Annotated in this window: 19 protein-coding genes and 2 riboswitches; of the genes, 8 read left to right on the top strand and 11 right to left on the bottom strand. The window is 33.9% G+C overall.

Annotated elements, in window-relative coordinates; genetic code table 11:
• Positions 1-129 precede the first annotated feature (129 nt).
• Positions 130-636: a GNAT family N-acetyltransferase gene (locus LPC09_RS07900; protein ID WP_176551002.1), complete on the top strand. Its 507-nt coding sequence runs from the start codon at positions 130-132 to the stop codon at positions 634-636.
• Positions 637-927: 291 nt separating this feature from the next.
• On the top strand, positions 928-2622 hold the full coding sequence (gene abc-f, locus LPC09_RS07895; protein WP_231309377.1) for a ribosomal protection-like ABC-F family protein: 1695 nt from the start codon (positions 928-930) through the stop codon (positions 2620-2622).
• 42 nt (positions 2623-2664) lie between these two features.
• On the opposite strand, the gene LPC09_RS07890 is transcribed toward abc-f, so the two are convergent.
• The 5 genes from LPC09_RS07890 to LPC09_RS07870 form a co-directional block, all read right to left on the bottom strand.
• Entirely contained in the window at positions 2665-3207 is a 543-nt protein-coding gene (locus tag LPC09_RS07890) for a 1,2-dihydroxy-3-keto-5-methylthiopentene dioxygenase (RefSeq protein ID WP_231309376.1), read from the bottom strand.
• Between the two features lie 58 nt (positions 3208-3265).
• Complete coding sequence (locus LPC09_RS07885) at positions 3266-3889, bottom strand: methylthioribulose 1-phosphate dehydratase (protein ID WP_231309375.1); 624 nt, start codon at positions 3887-3889, stop codon at positions 3266-3268.
• The gene (locus tag LPC09_RS07880) at positions 3886-4551 is read right to left on the bottom strand and encodes a 2-hydroxy-3-keto-5-methylthiopentenyl-1-phosphate phosphatase (RefSeq protein WP_098795964.1); all 666 of its coding nucleotides are present in this window, start codon (positions 4549-4551) and stop codon (positions 3886-3888) included. The genes LPC09_RS07885 and LPC09_RS07880 overlap by 4 nt, the downstream gene beginning before the upstream one ends.
• Positions 4548-5789 (bottom strand): 2,3-diketo-5-methylthiopentyl-1-phosphate enolase, encoded by a 1242-nt coding sequence (gene mtnW, locus LPC09_RS07875; protein ID WP_098795965.1) that lies wholly within the window; start codon positions 5787-5789, stop codon positions 4548-4550. Before mtnW ends, LPC09_RS07880 begins: the two co-directional genes overlap by 4 nt.
• A 181-nt stretch (positions 5790-5970) precedes the next feature.
• A riboswitch (SAM riboswitch) is annotated at positions 5971-6077 on the bottom strand.
• Between the two features lie 74 nt (positions 6078-6151).
• Positions 6152-7333: a pyridoxal phosphate-dependent aminotransferase gene (locus LPC09_RS07870; RefSeq protein WP_098795966.1), complete on the bottom strand. Its 1182-nt coding sequence runs from the start codon at positions 7331-7333 to the stop codon at positions 6152-6154.
• Between the two features lie 104 nt (positions 7334-7437).
• Here LPC09_RS07870 and LPC09_RS07865 point away from each other — a divergent pair, with 104 nt between their 5' ends.
• From LPC09_RS07865 to LPC09_RS07850, 4 genes are all read left to right on the top strand, one after another.
• A complete protein-coding gene (locus LPC09_RS07865; RefSeq protein WP_098795967.1) occupies positions 7438-8226 on the top strand; it encodes a carbon-nitrogen family hydrolase in 789 nt (262 codons plus the stop codon).
• Positions 8227-8382: 156 nt separating this feature from the next.
• A riboswitch (SAM riboswitch) is annotated at positions 8383-8528 on the top strand.
• A 96-nt stretch (positions 8529-8624) separates the two neighbouring features.
• On the top strand, positions 8625-9827 hold the full coding sequence (mtnK, locus tag LPC09_RS07860) for an S-methyl-5-thioribose kinase (protein ID WP_098795968.1): 1203 nt from the start codon (positions 8625-8627) through the stop codon (positions 9825-9827).
• 78 nt (positions 9828-9905) lie between these two features.
• Positions 9906-10958 carry an S-methyl-5-thioribose-1-phosphate isomerase gene (mtnA, locus tag LPC09_RS07855; RefSeq protein ID WP_098795969.1) on the top strand — a complete coding sequence of 351 codons (1053 nt, stop codon included), beginning with the start codon at positions 9906-9908 and terminating at the stop codon, positions 10956-10958.
• A gap of 162 nt (positions 10959-11120) precedes the next feature.
• Positions 11121-12472 (top strand): IS1182 family transposase gene (locus tag LPC09_RS07850; RefSeq protein ID WP_176551265.1). Its coding sequence is split into 2 segments (ribosomal slippage): positions 11121-11688 and positions 11688-12472, totalling 1353 coding nucleotides; the frame shifts between segments, so codons are not numbered across the junction.
• A 367-nt stretch (positions 12473-12839) separates the two neighbouring features.
• Here the strand turns inward: LPC09_RS07850 and LPC09_RS07845 are convergent.
• Together LPC09_RS07845 and LPC09_RS07840 are read right to left on the bottom strand one after the other, a co-directional pair.
• Complete coding sequence (locus tag LPC09_RS07845) at positions 12840-13331, bottom strand: methylated-DNA--[protein]-cysteine S-methyltransferase (RefSeq protein WP_098797761.1); 492 nt, start codon at positions 13329-13331, stop codon at positions 12840-12842.
• A gap of 27 nt (positions 13332-13358) precedes the next feature.
• Entirely contained in the window at positions 13359-15548 is a 2190-nt protein-coding gene (locus tag LPC09_RS07840; RefSeq protein WP_269217425.1) for a PAS domain-containing sensor histidine kinase, read from the bottom strand.
• Positions 15549-16005: 457 nt separating this feature from the next.
• Here LPC09_RS07840 and LPC09_RS07835 point away from each other — a divergent pair, with 457 nt between their 5' ends.
• Positions 16006-17016 carry an acyltransferase family protein gene (locus tag LPC09_RS07835; RefSeq protein WP_098797760.1) on the top strand — a complete coding sequence of 337 codons (1011 nt, stop codon included), beginning with the start codon at positions 16006-16008 and terminating at the stop codon, positions 17014-17016.
• A gap of 219 nt (positions 17017-17235) precedes the next feature.
• Positions 17236-19002 carry a B12-binding domain-containing radical SAM protein gene (locus LPC09_RS07830; protein WP_098797759.1) on the top strand — a complete coding sequence of 589 codons (1767 nt, stop codon included), beginning with the start codon at positions 17236-17238 and terminating at the stop codon, positions 19000-19002.
• A 32-nt stretch (positions 19003-19034) separates the two neighbouring features.
• On the opposite strand, the gene LPC09_RS07825 is transcribed toward LPC09_RS07830, so the two are convergent.
• The 4 genes from LPC09_RS07825 to htpX all read right to left on the bottom strand — a co-directional run bounded on the left by LPC09_RS07825 (position 19035) and on the right by htpX (position 22053).
• Positions 19035-19214, bottom strand: a complete 180-nt coding sequence (locus LPC09_RS07825; RefSeq protein WP_098797758.1) for a hypothetical protein — start codon at positions 19212-19214, stop codon at positions 19035-19037.
• Between the two features lie 2 nt (positions 19215-19216).
• Positions 19217-19369 carry a hypothetical protein gene (locus LPC09_RS07820; protein ID WP_098797757.1) on the bottom strand — a complete coding sequence of 51 codons (153 nt, stop codon included), beginning with the start codon at positions 19367-19369 and terminating at the stop codon, positions 19217-19219.
• 225 nt (positions 19370-19594) lie between these two features.
• Complete coding sequence (locus LPC09_RS07815; protein ID WP_098797756.1) at positions 19595-20941, bottom strand: TrkH family potassium uptake protein; 1347 nt, start codon at positions 20939-20941, stop codon at positions 19595-19597.
• A gap of 233 nt (positions 20942-21174) precedes the next feature.
• On the bottom strand, positions 21175-22053 hold the full coding sequence (gene htpX, locus LPC09_RS07810) for a protease HtpX (RefSeq protein WP_231309374.1): 879 nt from the start codon (positions 22051-22053) through the stop codon (positions 21175-21177).
• Positions 22054-22070: the final 17 nt, after the last annotated feature.

The raw sequence follows: 22070 nt of genomic DNA, 5'->3' as shown, positions 1-22070 counted from the left end.
GAAATTTATCACAGCATTCTTTGTTAGTAAAGAAAATTCAAAGTTTTCTTAAAAAAACTTTTATGTTCATTTTAATTTATAATATATTTATGATTTCTAACATTTAGTATGGGAAGGAACTTAGAGATTATGTATATTGTTAAATCAAAACGATTAGGTTTAAAACCAATGACCTCAGAAATCATTGAAGCGGCATTAAACAACATATCTTCACTTGAAAAAGTTATACAATCCCATGTATTAGAAGATTTTCTTGAGCCTGTTTATACAGAAAGAGTTTTACCAATTCGTCTCCATAAAACGATGGTTAATCCTGACTTGGCTGAATGGTACGGTTTTATCGTTGAATTTGAATCAAATACAGTAGTCGGAACAATGGGATTTAAAATGCCTCCAGATGAGAAGGGTCTTATTGAGATCGGATATGGTATACACCATACATTCCAAGGCAAAGGATATGCAACAGAGATGGCCGTAGCATTAATCGATTGGGCCTTTCAACAAAAAAGTGTTAAAGGAATTACAGCTACAAATGTTCTCAAAAACAATCTTCCTTCTATTAAAATTCTCGAAAAACTCGGTATGCAAGTTGTTGAGCAAACATCAGAAACAATTGATTATATATTGTTAAAATAACTTTTTGAAGAAGGTTGCAATATTACCAAATCCTACATATAATAAACATATCTTAACTGAAAGGGTGTATGTTGAAACAATGAAGTTCTAATCTTTTTTTCTGGCTATTAATAATTCATTTTTAATTGAATTTTAATATTACCTAGAGAATTGGATTAGTCTGCATGTTAACATATACATTCCTTTAGTCGTTAAAATTGGTATGCTTTCTTTTATAGTATACCTTTATTTCGGTATACTGGTTTTGTATATCTTTTTGACTAATCTCTCTAGGAATAGGGAGGTTTTTTTATGTTTACATTACAAGCAAGAAATATTTCAAAAAGTTATGGAGAAAAAGAACTATTTACGGATCTTACTTTTGATATCTACCACAATGATCGAATTGGTCTTGTTGGTCATAATGGCGCAGGCAAAACAACACTTGCCAATATTATTTATGGAAGCTTAAAAGCTGACAGCGGAACGGTTCATTGTAAACAACATATAAAAATCGGATACCTTAAACAATCGATTGAATATATGATGAATGATATTGGTTCTTTATCTGGTGAATTCATGGAAAAAGCAAGTGAGCTAGGATTAAAAAAAGTTCATACTTGGGAAAAGGAACGAATGAATCATTTAAGTGGTGGAGAAAAATTAAAATTTTCCTTAGCAGAAGTATGGTCAACCCATCCAGATATATTAATCCTAGATGAACCAACAAATCATCTTGATCTGTATGGAATAAATTGGCTTGTTGAAAAGTTAGCATCGTTTCATGGAGCTGTTATCATTATTTCTCATGACCGTTATTTCTTAGATAAAACAGTAACGAAAATATTTGACATCGAAAATAGCAAATTAACTGTTTATGATGGAAATTACTCAACTTTTTATGAAAAAAAGGAAAAATTTCGAGAAGACCAGCTTCACCATTATAATATTCAACAACATGAAAAGAAACGAATTGAAAGCCAAATGACCCAATTAAAGCAATGGTCCGGCAAGGCTCATCGAACAATGAGAGACCAAGAAGGCTTTAAGGAGTTTCATGGTGTAAAGGCTAAGAAATTAGACAAAGCCATAAAATCTAAAATGAAAAGACTTAACAAAGAGCTTGAGAAAAATAAAATAGATAAACCATTAGAAGAAATGAGTGTCAGGTTTCAATTTGAAGGAAATAAAAAACATGGAAAAAGACTGATTGAGGCAAAAGATCTCTCAAAAAGCTTTCAATCGGTATCGCTGTTTAAGAGCAGCTATTTCTATATAAATCATGGAGAAAGAATAGGTCTTGTTGGACCAAATGGATGTGGCAAAACAACCTTTTTGCGCATGCTCATAGGTGTTGAACCTATTACTAATGGTGACTTGTCAAAGAGTCCATCTCTTAAGATCGCTTATCTTAGTCAAGATGTGGCAGATATGCCATTATCTCAAACTGTCCATGATGCATTAAATCTCACTAATAAAGATAACTTATTAAAAGCAAGAACTACATTAGCAAATATGGGGATAAAAGCAAGTAAGCTAAATCAACCTATTCATAGTCTTAGTTTAGGAGAGCGGACTAAAGTAAAGCTTACAAACCTTTTATTAGATGAATATGATTTACTTATTCTTGACGAACCAACAAATCATTTAGACTTAGCAAGCCGTAATCAGTTAGAGCAAACATTATCCGAATTTCCTGGTACAATCCTAGTAGTTTCACATGACTATTACTTTTTAAATTCTGTGTGCGAAAAATTACTTGTTTTTGAAGAACAAAAGATAAAGCGAATAGAAATGAATATTGAAGAATATGAGGTTAAGAAGCAACAAACAAAAAAGAGTAATAAAAACCAATCAATTGAAGAAGAATTACTTGTAGTCAACACTGAGATTTCAGCTATACTTGGTGAATTAAGCTTATTAACTCCAGAATCAGAGAAATATCATGAACTAGATAATTCCTTCCAGCTACTCACAAAAAGAAGACGTGAGTTAATGAATAGGTAAATGCAACAAGCGTAGAATATTTAGTTCTACGCTTGTTCTCTATTATTTATTTAATTCTTGTTTTTCTTGGTATGGATGTGCCACCCATCCTTCTGTCTCAATAAATAAGCGAACTGCCACAACTTGACGGTCTTCCATTAATGTAAAGAAATGAGGATTACCCTCTGGTACTGAAATAACATCACCAGCTTCTAATTCTACATCGAAGTAACCAGTTTGCTCATCACCTTTTATAATGAAAATACCATGACCTGCAGTAATAGCACGTACTTCATCCTCAGTGTGTGTATGAACATTTTCGAATTTTTTTAACAAATCTTCAAGATTTGGTGTTGCATCTGATAATGCCACGATGTCCCAAGTCTTATATCCTCTTCTTTCAGCTAAATCTTCAATTTCAGATTTATATGCTGATAAAATTTCAGATTTTTCTTCATCGCTAAGAACAAATTTTTCAACTAAGTGTGAAGGAAGTTTGCTCATATCCCAATGTTCATAAAGAACACCTTGTTTCTCTAAAAAATTTGAAACCTGTTCTTGACCTTCAATTACTTCATTTGTATTTCTAACTTTAATTACTGCCATAATCTTTCTCCTCCTTCATATAGTATAGTTTTATATAATATTTTCCTACCTAGTGTCATTAAGCCAAAACTACTTTTAATGTTAACAGCTTCAGATGATAGGAAAATAAAAATTCACTTGCTTCTAAATATTTCTTCGCTTCTAATGCATCTCTTCCCCATGCGGTTATTCCATGATTTCTAATAAGAACTGCCCCCGCATCTTCTTTTACAAACTCACTGAAGCTCTCAGCTAAAGTTGGAATATGAGCATAGTTATAGATGATTGGGATTGTAAATTCAGCATCCTCTTCCCATAAGCCATATGCTTTAATAATTTCCTGTCCTCTAAATGTAATCTTTCCTTTTTCACCGTAGAGTTCTGAAATAACATTATTGTCAACTGTATGGACGTGAAGGCTGCAACCAGCTTTTGTTTTATTAAATATCTCTACATGTAATAATGTTTCTGCAGAAGGCTTTAGGTGAGTATCCTTAACTGGCTTTCCTTCTCTATCAACAAGTAAAAAGTCCTCATCTGTTTCCTTCGTCTTATCCTTACCACTTGCTGTAACAAGGAACTCGATAGGATCGTCACTTACTTTTATCGCAAGATTCCCACTTGTACCTGGAAACCAATCTCGTCTTGCTAACACCCGCTTTATGTCAGCTAATTCCTCCCACCGCTGGTTGATAATTGTCATGCCCTCACCTCCTCAAGTTTTTCTAAGATATTAATCACATCAAAAAAAGTTGTAAAGGGCTGATGTGGTAAATGAAGTTCCTGACATTTCTCTAATAGCAAATCCCTTGCTATTACATAATCTGCTAGTTTTGCAGCTTGAAGGTCTGTAATGGAATCTCCAATTACAATTTTTTCTTGATTAGAATTTGTTAGCTTACGTATAAGTGACGGCTTACAGCAACCGCAATCATTCGTACAAGAGTTATCACAACTATAAGGCCATTCTATTTGAATGTTTTCATGACTAAAATTTGCCTTATTGCAATAAATTTGTTCTTCTTCTTCTATTAATCCTTGAAGTAGAGGATAAACAAAAAAATCAATTCCTCCACTAACAATATAAAGAGGGATATTGTTCTCTCTAGTAAATTGAATAAACTCCTTGAAGCCAGAACGTATTTGCGCATGATCTAAAATGTATTTCACAATTTCGTCTTTAGAAGAAGATGGTAGTAATTGAAACATTTTGCCAACACCCTCTTGAATAGAAATTTGTTGCGATAAAACGTCATTTTTTAAAGCATCCCATTCTGGTGGAGCAAATTTTTTCATAATTGCAATAATGTTGTCAGTCTCTGTGATCGTCCCATCAAAATCACATATAATTACTCGATTACTCATTTACTCACCTCTTTGACACCCCAAAGATCAATGGCAAGTTTAAGATCTTCATTTACGTTTGCTGCTTCTTTTAAGGAAGTACCTGCTAGAGTTGCGTCAATTGCTGCTCGAAATGCTTGTCCACCGCCAATGGCTCCATTTGGATGACCATGAACACCACCACCAGCATTTATTATTGAATCTATTCCGAAATCATTCATAAGCAACGGAACTAAACCTGGATGAATTCCCGCTGAAGGAACCGGAAACGATTGCTTAAAAGATTCTTTCTTTAGACAGTTATCTGCAATACCTAGGGCTTCTTTTCTATCTAATGCTACACTTCCATATGGAGATGGGAATAAAGAGAAATCCGCACCAGCTATTCGTAGCAGCTTACCTAGTAAAAGTGAACTTAAAAATCCATATAAGCTAGATGAAGTAGAAGCTCCACTCACAGCAGGGTGAGCCATAATAGGTACGGTTACATCTGGATCCTCAGCTAAACTTTGTAATACATCTAACCCATATGCGAATACGTTAAACAATAAAACATCAGCACCAAGCTCAGACGCTTTTTTAGCTTTATCTTTAAGATCATATGTTTTACCAGACAAATTCACAGCATATAAAGCTTTATGTCCAGTTTCTTGAAAGACCTGATTTAATACTTCTTTACCTGAAAGAATTCGCTCCTCAAATGGAGTTAATCGATTATCAAATAGAATTTCATCGTCTTTAACTAAATCAACCCCACCCAAAACTTGCTGTCTTAACTGATCTTTTAAGTATTGTAAGTCACGACCAATTACACCCTTAAAAATACTCATTAATAAAGGGCGATCATAAACACCCACTAATTCCCGAATTCCTTTTACACCAAATTTCGGACCAGGAAACGCGGCTTTCACATCTTCTGAGAACTCTAAATCAAGTAATTTTACTTCTCCGTCAAGAGATAACTTCCCAAAAACAGTTGTTAATATAGCTGGGAGATCATGACTATAATTTAAGCTTGGATAAGCAATTTTGATTATTCCTTTTGTTACGTTTTTTCCTAAAAATTGATTTGTTTTGTCACAAGACTCCAGCTGACTGACCTCTATAACACGACCTTTATGAGCTTTCAGTTGCTCCTGTTCAAGTAATGGAAGATCTGTCCAGGAACCTACCGTTAACCCTAAAGCAATTCCTTCTGCTTTTTTATGTAAATCTCCTTTAGCTTCGTGTACAAGATATGTAGCAATGACTTCACTCACTTAAAACCCTACTTTCTATATATCATCACGTTTTCTGAATCTTTCTATTTATCGTACTAATTCTATCATCTTTATTTAGTTTATGCATAACATTCCATTTCTATTTTTTTCTGTTTATAAAAATAAAAAAACCTCTTTGACAGATCAAAGAGGTTACTAAATGCATAAGTAATAAGTAATCTCCTTATCTATCAGCGAATGCTGCAAGAATTAGCACCGTGCTTAACCTAGGTTAAGTCGGTTGCCGGGCTTCATCGGGCTAGTCCCTCCACCTGCTCTTGATAAGAACGAAACGTTCATTTTGAAATTAATTTGGATTATGACAGATCTCACTTCTACTGTCAAGAAGAAAAACTAGGGCATCAAGCCTTAAAAAGATTAAGAGCTTTAATTCTCTCAGCAGCTTCTCTAAGTCGGTCCTCAGAAGTTAATAAACCAACTCTAACGTATCCCTCACCATATTCCCCAAAACCAACTCCTGGTGCAACAACGACACGTGCATGTTGAAGCAGAAAATCAGAAAACTCTTCAGAAGAATCAAATTGTTTAGGAACTGGCAACCAAGCAAAAAACGATCCTGCAGGTGCCTTAACATCCCAACCGATCTCACGAACAGCTGTAATGAGAGCATTTCTCCGAGATTCGTAACGAGCATTTAGTTCTTCAACACATGTTTGCGGACTAAGTAACGCATGTGCAGCTGCTTCTTGAATTGCACTAAATACACTTACATACATATGGTCTTGCAATAAATTTATAGCTTCAATAACAGAAGGATTTCCAACAGCAAAACCAATTCTCCAACCAGCCATATTATAAGTTTTGGAGAATGTGTAGATTTCAATACCAATGTCTTTAGCACCGGTTGTTTGTAAAAAGCTAAGAGGCCTTTTTCCATCAAAGCCAATTGCTCCATATGCAAAATCATGAACCACACAGATATCATTTTCTTTTGCAAATGAAACTGTTTCTTCAAAGAAACTTTCATTTGCCGTAGCACCAGTTGGATTATTAGGATAATTCAAAAACATAAGTTTCGCCTTTTCTACAGCATCTCTAGACAAGCTCTTGTAATCTGGCAGGAACTGATTTTCGCTTAATAAAGGCATAACTTCCATTTTAGCACGTGCCAACTCGACTCCAGACCAATAATCGGGGTATCCAGGATCTGGTACAAGAACAACATCATCAGGATTTAACAAACATTGCGGAACCTCAACTAACCCAGCCTTTCCTCCAAATAGAATCGCTACCTCACTAGCAGGATCTATCTCCACTCCGTACTCTCTTTTGTAAAAGGTAGCGACGGCTTCCTTCAAAAACATTTGACCACGAAATGGTGAATACTTGTGATATTGAGGATTTCTAACAGCTTTCTCCATTGCTTCAACGATATGTTTTGGTGTTGGTTGATCAGGGTTACCCTGTCCTAAATTAATAACATCATGTCCCTGCTCAACAATTGTATTTACTTTTGCAACAAGATTGGCAAAAAACTGCTTCGGTAATGTATTTAATAAATGGGATTGCTCAAAAACTTTCATTTTCTACACCTACTCAAAAAATTCTTGAAATTCTAGTCACAAATCATATATTGTTAGAATCAACTTGTAAAGTAAAATTTATAAATGAAGGTGTGACTTAAAAAATGAAACCTATCATTGCATGTATTCAACTTGATATTAAATTTGGTGATCCTGACTTTAATTATCAACAAGTAGAAGAAAAAGTAGCATTAGCAGTAGAACAGGAGAACCCGAACATCATTGTTCTTCCTGAACTTTGGACAACTGGCTATGATTTAACCCGCCTAGATGAAATTGCTGATCATGATGGCGAAAGAACAAAGACATTCCTAAGTAACTTAGCAAAAAAGTATAATGTTCACTTTGTAGGTGGCTCTATTGCAAAAAAATGCAAGGATAGCGTAACAAATACGATGTATATTGTGAACAATAATGGTGAGTTTATCCATGAATATAGCAAACTTCATTTATTTAAGCTCATGGATGAACATCATTATTTAGCGGCCGGAACTGAAAAAGGTTTGTTTGAGATAAATGGACTGAAAAGTGCAGGAGTTATTTGCTACGATATTCGTTTCCCAGAATGGATACGCGCTCATACAACAGAAGGTGCAGAAGTATTATTTGTTGTAGCTGAGTGGCCAATGCCAAGACTGCATCATTGGAAAACATTATTGCTAAGCAGAGCAATTGAAAATCAATGTTATGTTGTAGCATGTAACCGTGCTGGATCTGATCCTAATAATGAATTTGCAGGACATTCTCTCATCATTGACCCATGGGGTGAGATCGTAGCTGAAGCAACCGAAAAAGCCGGAATTATTTCGGCCAAATTAGATGCTGAAGTTGTTAAAAAGGTCCGCAGTCAAATCCCAATCTTTGATGACCGTCTACCGCAATACTATCAATAAAAAACTTCACAAATATTTAGGCAATTCCCAATAATGTATTGACAAAGATAAAGTATCATTGGTAATATCCTAATCAAGCAATATATTTTTCTAGAAAAGCATTAATTTTTTGAATACTTAATATGTTAAACATATACTTATGTTTTACTAAAAAATCTCTTATCAAGAGTTGGCAGAGGGACTTGGCCCAATGACGCCGCAGCAACCGACCATATTTCATTCTATGTGAAATAATACCTGGAACTTCCAGTTGGGCACGGTGCTAATTCCATCAGAAAGAATATCTTTCTGAAAGATGAGAGGTGCGAAGCAATGACTTCAAGCCTCTTTCAATCTGGAAAGAGGCTTTTCTTATTTTAGAAAAGCCTCCAAAAACAACTAATTGGAGGTATAAATAAATGTGTGCACATAAAAAATCACCTGTTTACGAACCACTAACTGAAAACGGAGCAATTGCCTTAGCAAAGAAATTGCAGTTGCTTCCTGAAAATAGTCAACTAACATGTAATGAAATTGGCGATGGAAATTTAAACTTAGTTTTCAAAGTGAAAGATCCAGAAAACGGAGAAAGCATCATCATTAAACAAGCATTACCATATGCGAAAGTAGTTGGTGAAAGCTGGCCACTAACTCTTGATCGTTCTAGAATCGAAACAAATGCACTTCTTAAACAAGCTGAATTTGTTCCACAATATGTACCAAAAGTGTTCTATTCAGATGAGTCATTGGCCATAACAATTATGGAAGATCTTTCACATCTTGAAATTGCTAGAGCAGCCTTTATTAGCGGAAAAGATTTACCACTTTTATCTCAACATGTTGGGGAATTCCTTGCTAAAACACTGTTTTATACATCTGACTATGGCATGGATCAACATTATAAAAAATCTTTGGTTCAACAATTCATTAACCCTGATCTTTGTAAAATAACAGAAGATCTAATTTTTACTGATCCTTTCTTCGATCATGAAACAAACGATTATGAACCAGAGCTTCAAGAAGATGTAGAACAAATTTGGCAGGACCATGAATTAAAACTTGAAGTTGCTAAACTAAAACAAATCTTTCTAACAAAAGCTGAAGCACTTTTACATGGTGATTTGCATACTGGAAGTATTTTTGCGGATGAACAAGAAACAAAAATCATTGACCCTGAGTTTGCTTACTTCGGCCCTATCGGCTTTGATGTTGGTCAAGTATTTGCAAATTTAGTTTTTAATGCACTATCTCGTGAACCGAAAAAACAACAAATTCTTTTCCACCATATTGAAACGACTTGGAATGTGTTTGTAAAAGAATTTTCAAAAGCATGGGAAAATGATGGTTTAGAAATTTATACGAATTTAGATGGCTACTTAGGTTATGTTTTAGAACAGATCTTTGAAGAAGCTACTGGTTATGCAGGATGCGAATTAATCCGACGATCCATTGGCCTAGCCCATGTAGCTGACCTTGACACAATTGAACCATATGAAAAGAAAATATCAACAAAGCAAATTGCCTTAAAACTTGGCAGAGATCTTATTGTAAATAGAAAAGCAATTAAAAACACGCAACAAATTAGAAACCGTGTTAACCAAACTGCTTTATCAGTAATTTAAAAACAAATGTTTATAAAAAACTTTTCATATTCTAATACTGGTTGAGCACATTTTTTTAAAAGGAGTTTTTTTCATACAATGTTAAACGAAAATTTTGTCATTCCTCGTTCCGTCATCTGGAAGGAAGATTATATCTCTTTATTAAACCAACAAAAGATTCCACAATTAACAGAATACCTTGAATTAAGAAACATTGAAGATGTGTGGGAAGCTATTCAATCTTTAAAAGTTCGAGGTGCTCCTGCTATCGGAATAACTGCAGCATATGGTTTAGCTCTAGCAGCATTGCAGGATCAATCAAAATCACTTGAAGAGTTTTATCAAAATTTACAAAAAAATCATGATTATCTGGCTAGCTCAAGACCAACTGCTGTAAACTTATTTTGGGCACTAGATCGACTTATGAAAAGTGTGGCAAATGCTCAAACGATAGATGAAGCAAAATCAACAATCCTTAAAGAAGCCATCTTAATTGAAAAAGAAGATGAACAGGTTTGTCAATTAATTGGTGAACATGCATTGAGCGTTTTCAAAGATGGAGACAGAATAATGACGATTTGTAATGCAGGATCCATAGCAACTGCTAAGTATGGTACAGCACTTGCTCCTTTTTACTTAGCCAAAGAGAAAAATATTAACTTAAGTGTTTACGCATGTGAAACTAGACCCGTCTTACAAGGAGCACGTTTAACTACTTGGGAGCTTATGCAAGCGGGTGTCGATGTTACACTTATAACTGATAATATGGCAGCACATACGATAAAGTCCAAGGATATTACTGCAATTATTGTTGGAGCAGACCGTATTGCAGCGAACGGTGATACAGCGAATAAAATTGGAACATTTAATCTAGCACTTTTGGCAAAATCATTTAACATACCTTTTTATGTTGCTGCACCTCTATCTACATTTGATCCCTCTATTACAGACGGAGATCAAATACCGATTGAGGAACGCAATCCAGAAGAGGTTACTCAAATTAACGGCATTCAAGTTGCTCCAAAAAATGTGAAAGTGTTTAACCCTGCTTTTGATGTTACTCCTAATGATTTAATCGCAGGTATCATAACGGAAAAAGGAATTATAACTGGAGAATATACGGTAGAGATTAAAAGATTATTCTCTATTTAATATCCATCTATATACAAAAAAGAACAAAGCCTAGTTAACACTAGTGCTTTGTTCTCAGGCTGTCGAGAAACCTCGGCAGCCTATTATTTTGTCTGATTACTTTTACTTTTCACCGCGTTAATTTGGTATAATATATATAACAAATTGGGGATGGTGATATTTATGTTCAATACAAGAGAAAACACACAAAATGAAGTTGAATTTATAGTAATAGATGACCTTGTTCCTGAAAATCATCTGCTTCGAAAAATAGATAAATATATAGATTTTTCATTCATTCTTGAAAAGGTAAAACCTTATTATTGTGAGGATAATGGACGCCCTTCAATTGATCCTTTAGTTCTTTTTAAAATGATGTTTGTTGGCTATTTATATGGAATTCGCTCTGAGAGACAATTAGAAGAAGAAATTAAAATGAATATTGCTTATAGATGGTTTTTAGGATTGAAATTATCTGATCGAGTTCCTCATCATTCTACAATAAGTTGGAATCGTAGAACTCGTTATAAAGAAACAAATATATTCCAAGAAATCTTTGATGAGATTGTCTTTCAGGCAATGGAACATCGTATGGTAGGAGGAAGAGTTCTCTTTACAGATTCTACTCATTTAAAAGCTAATGCGAATAAACACAAATTCACTAGAGAAACGGTTGAGGTTGAGACTAGAGATTATATTGAAGACTTAAATAAAGCTATTGAACAAGATCGTAAAGAACATGGAAAAAAGCTCTGAAAGAAAGAGAGGAGGTGAAGGAAACTAAGGAAATACGTGTAAGTTCAACAGATCCTGAAAGTGGATTTATGTCTAGAGATAACAAACAGGAAATGTTCTGTTACCTAGATCATCGAACGACAGACTTTAAATTCAATATTATAACTGATGCGTATGTTACACCAGGTAATGTCCATGATTCTGTTCCTTATTTATCAAGACTTGACCGTCAAATCGAGCGATTTGGTTTTAAAGTAGAAGCTTCAGCTTTGGATTCAGGATATCTAACTAGTGCTGTTTGTAAGGGATTATCGGATAGAAACATATTTGGAGTAATTGCTCATAGAAGATTTAAACCAACCAAAGGTTTGTTTCCTAAATGGAAATTTACATATGATAGAGAGAATGATCTATATATTTGTCCAAATAAGGATGAGTTAACTTATCGAACAACTACAAGAGAGGGATATCGAGAATATAAATCTGATCCCAAGAAATGTGCAACATGTCCTCTACTCTCACAGTGTACAAGGTCGAAAAACAACCAAAAAGTAGTAACTCGACATGTTTGGGAAGATCATAAAGATCAAGTTAGATTAAATCGCCTTTCCCCATCTGGGAAAGAACTATATAAATTTAGAAAAGAAAAGGTAGAGCGAAGCTTTGCAGATTCAAAAGAATTGCATGGGCTTCGCTACTGCCGGTTACGGGGATTAAGGAATGCAAGTGAGCAGGTGCTTCTCACCGCTGCTTGCCAGAATATGAAAAAGATTGCCACACACCTAGCTAAGTTAAGCTAGGTGTGTGAGAAGCTTTTTCTTTTGGTTGGCTTAAGAAAATTATTACTATTTATAAAAACATTTTTAGAAAATAAAAAAGCCTGTAGAGAAAAACACCCACTTTCTCTACAAGCTGAGAACAAAGCCTAGTTAACACTAGTGCTTTGTTCTTTTTTGTTTTTCAATTAAGATGTTTTTTTCCTTTTCTGAAAGAATATGAAGTTTTGATAATATAGAAGTGTAAAAGAGAACTTTTTTTGGACGTTTGCTTTGATTCCACATATAACTTGCCCCTTTCTTTACCTTATACATTTTTTTCTCTTACTCAAATAATATGTTGCAAAGGAAAAAATGTGACAAGTAGTTAGTTGTTCCCTTTAAAACCATATTAATGTTTAAATGAAACATTCTCATGAGTTAAAAGCTTAGCTTTCAAATCATTTTTATCTCCAGCATAACCGGTTAGCCTCTGATTCTTCCCTATAACTCGATGACATGGAATAAATATTGGCAATCTATTTGCTTTATTTGCTTGCCCAATAGCACGTACAGCACTCTTGTTACCAATTTTGATGGCAATGTCCTGATAACTACAAACTTGTCCTATCGGAATTTGACGTAACTCAGCCCAAATCTTTTTTTGAAAGTCAGTGCCTTTTATCTCGAATGGTAGGTCAAAATTTGCTCTTCCTTCATAAAAATATTCATCAAGCTGTTTTACTGCTTCACGAAGGATAAGATGTTGTGGATCATCCACAAGCTTATTTACAGTTTGAAAATCTTTAAAATGTTCTGTAGTTAAAAATAAGTGGGTAATTTCCCTAAGTGTCGATACAATTGTAAGTCTACCAATTGGGGAGTCATAATAAGTATAAAACATTTGTGTATCCCCTCTTCACTAAATTTTTTACTGTGTAATCGGAAGGGTAATATGAAATGTTGTCCCTTTCCCCTCTTCACTTTCAACCTCAACTTGACCTTGATGTTCCTCAATTATTTTATAGCTTACCATTAAACCAAGCCCTGTTCCACGTTCCTTTGTTGTGTAAAATGGTTGACCTAGTCTCTTTATTTTATCCTGTGAAATCCCCGATCCCCTGTCTCTCACGGAAATTAATAGCTGGTCTTCATTCTTTCGTTTAACTGTAACATCAATTTGGCCTCCATCTGGCATTACTTCAATCGCATTTTTTAACACATTGATAAAAACTTGTTTCAGTTGATTTGGTTCACAGAATAGCAATGGCAGGTTTTGTTCTATATTTAGTTTCATCTGGACATTTACTAAAATGGCCTGGGCATTTAGCAATTCCATTGTTTCTTTTACTATAGTTCCAATATCTTTATTGGAATACTGAATAGCTTGAGGTCTTGCTAAAATTAGAAATTCAGTAATGATGGACTCTATTCTACTTAGCTCAGATGTAATGACATTAAAATACATAGAAAAGTCCTCTTTAACACTTCCCTCTAGCAGCTGAATAAATCCTTTTAATGCAGTCATTGGATTGCGAATTTCATGGGCAATACCCGCTGCTAGTTCTCCAACTACATTTAATGTATCTGACTTTCTAAGTTGTTCTTCTAACTCTCTTTTCTCTGTTACATCACGAAAAACAGCCAGATTCATATTTTCATCAATATGATTCTTAAGAGCAATTTCTAAGATCATTTCAATTCCATTTTCATTCATATACATGATCTCTTGTATATTTTCTTCATATGACTCAAGCGTTTTGGTGTCAGGGTCTACATGAGCATGTGAAAACAGAATATCACATATTCTAGATGATTTGATATCTTCTGAATTTAAATTTAGTATTTTTTTTGCTGTTTCATTTGCTTCAATGATTTCAAAAGAATGATTAAATAAAATAATTCCATCCATTGCACCATCAAAAATACTTCGAAATTTATGTTCACTTTCCCTTAATATTTTTTCCATTCGTTTTCGTTCACTAACATTCCGAAAAATCGTTAAATGATGACCATCAAGTATATCCATTTTAGAAGTAAACTCTAGCTCTTTATTTTGTCCATTAGGCATATGAAAAAGAAGTTCTTCTCTTATTGCGCCTATTTTAAAGTATTCTTTTTTTACTTTAAGAAAACTTAGAGAGGTTTGATCAACAAAATCCAATATATTACGACGAACAAGCTCTGCTTCATTTAATTCAAATGTACGGCTTGCTGCCTGGTTCACCTTCAAAATTTGACCATGCTTATCCCAAATCATAATTGCGTCTATCGCATTTTCAAAAACCTCTCGAAAACGTTCCTCACTTTTATACAGCTGTATTTCCATAGATCTTTTTTCTGTAATGTCCCTCATAATGGCCATGTAAATGCCATCAATAATGTTTGAAGTTGTTGTAAACTCGAAGATTTTCTTACTACCGTCTTTTAAGATAACAGGAAGCTCCCCCTTTGCGCTTCCATTTTCTTTTAGCATCTTCCACAGGTTATCGAGCCTATATTTCTCTTGCTCATCAATAAAATCTTCAAGACCAAAAGAGTTCAACTGCGTTTTCGTTATTTCAAAGCTTGAGCAAAAAGAACCGTTCGCATCTATAAAATCACCTTTTTGATCAAAGATGACAATTCCATCCACTGCACGATGAAATAAATCTTTAAAAAGCTGCTCATTAATTGTACGTTCACGCTCAAGCATTTTCTTAAATGAAACATCTTTAATCATAGCAAGATCATAGCCGTTTATTGCATTTTTACGTAATGAGATTTCCAAAAATTTGACCTGTCCATTATCTAATTTGACAATTAATTCCTTCCTAATTGGATCATCCTGATAAATAGCATCAATAACTTCTCTTATTTGATTGCTTGGTATAAGAGATAAAAAATCATAGAGATTTCGTTTACATAACTCTTTTTTCTGCAATTGAAACATATGACACGCGGCGGAGTTTACATCTATAAATCTCATATTTTCATCAAAAATAGCAACAGCATCCAATGCACCTTCTAGTATATTTTCATGCTGAAGCAATTTAAATTTTAACATTTCATTCTCTTTTTCTACTTGAGCCAATTGTGCTTTTAAGGCAACGATTTCGCGATCCTCCATCGTTTGCTTCAATCTTTTCACCCCTAATCACGAACTTTCTACTATCATGTATTCTACAAGTTATGGCATTGTCCTTCACCTATCTACAAAATGATAGAAAATGTTTCTTTTTTACTGTGAAGGTTGTAATATAGTAAGGTATTTCGACAATACTGTTCATTTAAAGGAAAAAGCTGTCATCTATCTTACAAAAAGATGACAGCTTTATTACGTCCCTAAAAAAGAAGCAGATTGATTCGAAACATACTTTAGTAAGGATTTTTTCAGTAAATATTTAGTTTTTTCAACACCTAAACTAATAAATCAAATGTCTAAGAAGTTACTTATATTTTCTAAAAATGAGTCTAGCTTCAATTTTGCAGTAGAAACTTTTATAAAAAATGATACAAAGGTACCGTTTAAACGTATGTCAAAATCGGGAAAAGAAGGGTAGTTTTCGATTTAAAACTTCTGAAGGAAAGGTGAGCGCATGAAAAATCGTGTTAGCTATTTTGATAATGCAAAGTTTTTATTAATTTTTTTAGTTGTCTTTGGTCATGTTATCCGGCCATTTATAGATGAAAGTCCAATTATGTTGACCATTTATAAATTTGTCTATACCTTCCATATGCCTGCCTTTATCCTTATCTCAGGGTATTTCGCAAAAGGGTTTAAGAAAAAAGGATATGTAAGCAAAATCGCTAAAAAGCTAATAATACCTTATCTAATTTTTCAGGGAATCTATTCTGTTTATTATTTTTTTGTTGAGAAACAGAATGCAAATGTGCTTGATCCACTAGATCCGCACTGGTCTTTATGGTTTTTAGTTAGTTTATTTTTCTGGAATCTGTTTTTATTTGGAGCAACGAAGCTTTCCGCCAGATGGTCGCTTGCGATTGCCTTTGTTATTGGACTTTCAGTTGGGTATTTAGAAGATATAAGCAATTACTTAAGTCTATCTAGAACATTTGTATTCTTCCCCTTATTCTTAATTGGCTTTTACCTTAAAAGAGAGCATTTTGATTATATAACAAAGGCACATGTTAGAGGAATCGCATTCTTCCTATTATCTATCACCTTTATTACTTATTTCTTTGCTGATTTTGATTATGAATGGCTATTTGGTTCAAAGTCATATGCACAATTCGGTGATTTATCAATAGGCAGTGCATTTATACGACTAGGATTTTACTGTTTAACACTTGTAACTTCTCTTAGCTTTTTGGCATTGATTCCTACGAAACAGACCTTTTTCACGGAATGGGGCACTAGAACGTTCTATGTTTATTTGTTACATGGTTTTATCATTCAATACATGAGAAACACCGATGCAGTAGATTGGATGGGAGATTTTCAAAGTATTGTTCTGCTAACAACATTATCAATTCTCCTTACATCCATTTTGTCAACTAAGATAATAAAAGAATTAACTAGTCCTTTTATAGAAATAAAGCCTTCAGGTATTCACTATTACTTAAAGAGCCTGTCACTTAACAAATAAACACTTCCTAAAGAACAAGTATTATGCTTGTTCTTTTTTAGGTTTGTTTTCAAAAGAACTTTTCCATACTATGGATACATGCCCACATGACACATATACGTTTTTAAGAATATTTATGATACAATATGTAATTGGGGAACTAACCCTTTCTTTGTCTTTACTGTATCAAAAGCACAACAAGCTTATGTATAAAAAATAATTGAAGTGGTGTATACGAAAATGAAAACTGTTTTATCAACGCTTAATGCTAAGTATATTCATACAAGCCTATCAATCCGTTACTTAAAAGCCTATGCACAACCTGAATACGAAGTTGAACTGGCAGAATACACAATAAAAGATCCTGCCATGAATATCGTAACAGATTTACACGCTAAAAAGCCTGAAGTTATCGGTTTTAGCTGTTATATATGGAATATTGAAGAAACAATAAAAGTGATTAAAATGCTTAAGAAAATCAATCCTTCTTTAATTATTGTTTTAGGTGGCCCTGAGGTTACTTACGATACTAAAGAATGGATGGATAAAATCCCAGAGGTTGATTTCATTATCATTGGTGAGGGAGAGCAATCATTCAAACAGCTACTGGATGAATTGAGTGGGGATCAAAACTTTGAAAATGTAAGTGGGATAGCTTACCGTGAGGAAAGCAAGGTGCAGATTAAACCGCAACGTAATAAACTTGACCTAAAGGTTCTACCTTCTCCATTTCGTTTTGAAGAAGATCTACAACACCTTTCAAAACGCGTAACATATATCGAAACTAGTCGTGGTTGTCCATTTAGCTGCCAATTTTGCCTCTCCTCCATTGAAGTTGGAGTTCGTTATTTTGATCGTGAAAAAGTGAAAGAAGATATTCGCTTTCTTATGGAGAATGGTGCCAAAACAATAAAATTTGTTGATCGTACCTTCAATATAAGTCGTAGCTATGCAATGGAAATGTTTCAATTTCTTATTGATGAGCATAAACCAGGTACTGTTTTTCAGTTTGAGATTACAGCAGACATCATGAGACCAGAAGTAATTCAATTCTTGAATGATCATGCTCTAAAAGGTTTGTTCCGTTTTGAAATAGGTGTTCAGTCAACAAATGATGCTACAAACGAACTTGTTATGAGAAAGCAAAACTTTAATAAGCTAACGAGAACTGTGACAATGGTAAAAGAAGGCGGAAAAATTGATCAGCATCTTGATTTAATCGCTGGTCTGCCTGAGGAAAATTATGATTCCTTTAAGAAAACATTTAATGATGTATTTGAACTTCGTCCTGAAGAGCTTCAACTTGGTTTCTTAAAAATGCTTAGAGGCACAGGATTACGACTTCGAGCTGAACATCATGGATATGTATATATGGATCATTCTCCTTATGAAATTCTTAAAAACAATGTTCTTTCCTTTGAAGATATTACGAAAATTAAACAAGTTGAAGATGTATTGGAAAAATACTGGAATGACCATCGAATGGATGAAACAATTGAATATTTAGTAACACATCTTTTCTCAACACCATTTGACTTCTTTCAAGATTTCGGAACATATTGGGATAAAAAAGGATGGACAAGAATTGGTCATCAACTTGAAGATTTATTCAAACACTTATATGATTTCCTCGGAAGCATTAAGAGAAGCGATTTAACAATTGCCAGCGGTTTTATGAAGTTTGATTATTTACGGAACCAAAATTATAAACCTCGTAAGCCATGGTGGAGTGACACATTATCAAAGCAAGAAAGAAGTAAGATTTATCACTCAGTACTAGAAAACCCTCTTCTATTAGGAGAAGAATTTGCTAAAAAACAGTTCTCTGAAAAGGATTTATTTAAGCATACTGTACTAGAAACTTTGCCGTTTAATTTAGATCATTACTTGAAGACGGGTAAAATTAAAAATGAAAACTCTTTTGTAATTGTTCATTATGATGCTATTCATTCTAAAACAACTGTTTATACAGTACTTTCAAGTGAGCTTGATACAATGGTTAGCTAAAGTGAGAGATTTTTTATCTCTCACTTTTTATTTTATTTTTTTTGTTCACCTTTTTTTTTCTCTTTTTTTTCGTTTCCTGCTATTGCCTCATAAAGCTTTGATGCGTTAACATCACCAGTTTCTTGACCAAATTCTTCTTGTAATATGTCAGTCTCCATCGGTTTCTTATGATTTTGCATATCTTTACTTTTCATATTTTTCTTTTTTGTCATCTTTACTTCCCTTGCTTTCCTTGTTTAGAGTTACGGTTTGCACCCTTCATCAGATCCTGATCATCGTTAATTTCTGCAAATTCAGTATCGGGTAGGCTTTCAGTAGGGGTAAAATTATTTTTTGTAGCTTGATTTCTAAACGCTTTTCTTTTCAAAACGAATCACCTCATATTTTAAGCTTTTATCTAAGCTTTGTTATTATGTTACTTTTTTACTTTTACCTGAAGTTCTCATTTCTATCATAGGTAGAAAACGGAAAATATGTTTAACGCCAATGCCTTCCATAATCCCGATAAAGATGTAAGCTATAACAATGATTAGCTAAACTATAAAGGAAAATTCAAAAAGGATTGATGCTCAATGCATCAATCCTTCGCAATTTATCCAATGATTACTCGCTCTTTTGGATAATGATAATTTGCTTTCCTTTCCTTTGTTCCTAAAAGATACAAAAACGTAAGTATACCAATTCTACCGATAAACATTAAGATCATAATAACAATTTTACCAATTGAGCTTAATTCAGGTGTGATTCCCATCGATAGTCCTGTTGTACCAAATGCTGAACAAACTTCAAATAATATTTTAATAAAATCGAAAGGCTCTGTTATCGTTAATATGACAAGGGCAAAAAAACAAATTAGAAATGCCATCATTGTCACTACGACTGACTTCATTAAATCTTCCTCATAAAGCTCCCTTTTAAAAATCTTAATTGACTTATTTCCTCTTGCAAAATGAAAAAGAAATAAAAGATTTAAAGCAAATGTTGTCGTTCGAATTCCCCCTCCAACTGAGCTTGGAGATGCCCCAATGAACATTAACGCACACATAACTAAAATCGTCGTATCTGTAAACATACTAACGTCCATTGTTGCTAAACCACCACTTCTGGTTGCTGTTGATTGAAATAGAGAGTAAAAAAACGTTTCATGCCATTCTTTTCCTTTAAAAAAATAAGCATACTCAAGAGCAGCAATTGTAATTGTGCCCACCAAAATTAAAGCAAAAAAGGTAATGGATGTTATTTTGGTAAACAACGTAAAACGAAATCGTTGACTTTTATTAAAAAGAAAATCTTTCACTTCAATTAATACCGGAAAACCAATTGCACCCAAAATGATTAAAATCATCACAATAAACTGAATAAAATAATCATCAGCATAGGGGATTAAAGATTGACCAGTAATATCAAAGCCACCATTTGTTGTTGCACTAATCGAAGTGAAAAATCCATGCAGATATGCTTCCTGCCATGTTGGATAGTATTTTAAGAAATAAGTTCCTAAAATTAATGCTCCAATTAATTCAATAATAAGAATGAGTACAATAATTTGCCGAATTAAATTTACGATACCAGATAAGTTGGATTGATTTTGGTCAGTCATGATTAGCTGGCGTTCTTTTAGCCCTATTTTCTTTCCCACAATAAGCCATACAAATGTTCCTAGTGTCATAATGCCTATCCCGCCAAATTGTAAAACAAAGGCTAATATAAAAATACCAGGTACACTAAATGTGTCTGCAGTAGACATTACAGTTAAACCTGTTACACTAACTGCACTAACAGCAGTAAAGAGCCTGTCGATAAAAGCAAACTCAACACCAGGTTTATGTGCCACAGGCAAACTTAATAAAAGAACAGAAACTGTAACAGCTAAAAAGTAATATGAAACAATTAATTGTACCGGGGTTAAAGATTGTATTCGAAGTTTTAATTTATTCATTCATTCTTCATTCCTATCCTGCAAAAACAATTTCCTATATAAAAAACTAAGTCCTATAATCATAAAGAAAAAACGATTAAATGAAAAGTGCTTTATTAGAAAAACTCGCTTTATCTTCAAGCACTAATAACAAGGCATTTGTTATTCACAAATTCATCCAATAAAAATAAATAGATTCAAATCGTACAAAAAAAAAATGACAACGGCACTTCCATTGTCATTCTTTTTTTAATTTATTTAGCTTCTAATCGACTTATACGATCATCAAGATCGGGATGTGTTGAGAATAATGACATCCCTTTTTTACTATTTATTTTTAAAGTTGATAAAGATGCTTGGTCATCTCTAACTCGTTGAGTATAATGTTTTAAAGATCTTAACGCGTGTATCATTTTATCCTTGCCAGCTAAATCAGCTCCACCACGATCAGCATGATATTCACGATATCTAGAGAATGCGAAAACAACCAGGCTTCCCAAAATGGAGAATACAATCTGGAAAATGATCACTGCAATAAAATGAACAATTGGTGCCAGGTCTTCTCGTACAAAACGAGAGGCTACCCATGCAGCAATACGTGCAAAGAATACAACGAACGTATTGACAATTCCTTGTAGCAACGTCATTGTAACCATATCACCATTGGCGATGTGAGCCACCTCATGAGCTAATACACCTTCAATTGCATCATCATCCATTTCCTGAAGAAGTCCCGTTGATACAGCCACCAAAGAACGTCGCTTTGAAGGTCCTGTCGCAAAAGCATTTACTTCAGGTGATTGATAAATACCTACTTGAGGCATCTTTGTTAAACCAGCAGCTCGAGACAATCGATACACTCTTTCAACAAGATCTCTTTCATAAGGCGATAGTTGGCCATCAGGGTTAATTACTTTGACACCCATCATCATTTTAGCCATCCATCTAGAAATGGCAAGTGATACGAATGCTCCAGTAAAACCTACCACAGCACTAAAAATTAAAAGACTAACCAAATCTAAATTACCATTTACATTTTGATAGGGAGAAACGTTAAAGAGTGATAAAACAATTCCAATCGTTGTAATGACTAGAATATTTGATAAAAGAAATAGAAAAATTCTTTTAGCCATAAATACCTCCAAATAAT

It is taken from the genome of Metabacillus sp. B2-18 (genome assembly GCF_021117275.1).
Lineage (GTDB): Bacteria > Bacillota > Bacilli > Bacillales > Bacillaceae > Metabacillus.
This window is presented reverse-complemented; position numbering and strand designations above follow the sequence as displayed.

Excerpts from the sequence above, each read along its gene's own strand:
- LPC09_RS07900 (WP_176551002.1), top strand. The coding sequence starts at position 130 with ATGTATATTGTTAAATCAAAACGATTAGGTTTAAAACCAATGACCTCA.
- abc-f (WP_231309377.1), top strand. The coding sequence starts at position 928 with ATGTTTACATTACAAGCAAGAAATATTTCAAAAAGTTATGGAGAAAAA.
- LPC09_RS07890 (WP_231309376.1), bottom strand. The coding sequence starts at position 3,207 with ATGGCAGTAATTAAAGTTAGAAATACAAATGAAGTAATTGAAGGTCAA.
- LPC09_RS07885 (WP_231309375.1), bottom strand. The coding sequence starts at position 3,889 with ATGACAATTATCAACCAGCGGTGGGAGGAATTAGCTGACATAAAGCGG.
- LPC09_RS07880 (WP_098795964.1), bottom strand. The coding sequence starts at position 4,551 with ATGAGTAATCGAGTAATTATATGTGATTTTGATGGGACGATCACAGAG.
- LPC09_RS07870 (WP_098795966.1), bottom strand. The coding sequence starts at position 7,333 with ATGAAAGTTTTTGAGCAATCCCATTTATTAAATACATTACCGAAGCAG.
- LPC09_RS07865 (WP_098795967.1), top strand. The coding sequence starts at position 7,438 with ATGAAACCTATCATTGCATGTATTCAACTTGATATTAAATTTGGTGAT.
- mtnK (WP_098795968.1), top strand. The coding sequence starts at position 8,625 with ATGTGTGCACATAAAAAATCACCTGTTTACGAACCACTAACTGAAAAC.
- mtnA (WP_098795969.1), top strand. The coding sequence starts at position 9,906 with ATGTTAAACGAAAATTTTGTCATTCCTCGTTCCGTCATCTGGAAGGAA.
- LPC09_RS07845 (WP_098797761.1), bottom strand. The coding sequence starts at position 13,331 with ATGTTTTATACTTATTATGACTCCCCAATTGGTAGACTTACAATTGTA.
- LPC09_RS07835 (WP_098797760.1), top strand. The coding sequence starts at position 16,006 with ATGAAAAATCGTGTTAGCTATTTTGATAATGCAAAGTTTTTATTAATT.
- LPC09_RS07830 (WP_098797759.1), top strand. The coding sequence starts at position 17,236 with ATGAAAACTGTTTTATCAACGCTTAATGCTAAGTATATTCATACAAGC.
- LPC09_RS07825 (WP_098797758.1), bottom strand. The coding sequence starts at position 19,214 with ATGACAAAAAAGAAAAATATGAAAAGTAAAGATATGCAAAATCATAAG.
- LPC09_RS07815 (WP_098797756.1), bottom strand. The coding sequence starts at position 20,941 with ATGAATAAATTAAAACTTCGAATACAATCTTTAACCCCGGTACAATTA.
- htpX (WP_231309374.1), bottom strand. The coding sequence starts at position 22,053 with ATGGCTAAAAGAATTTTTCTATTTCTTTTATCAAATATTCTAGTCATT.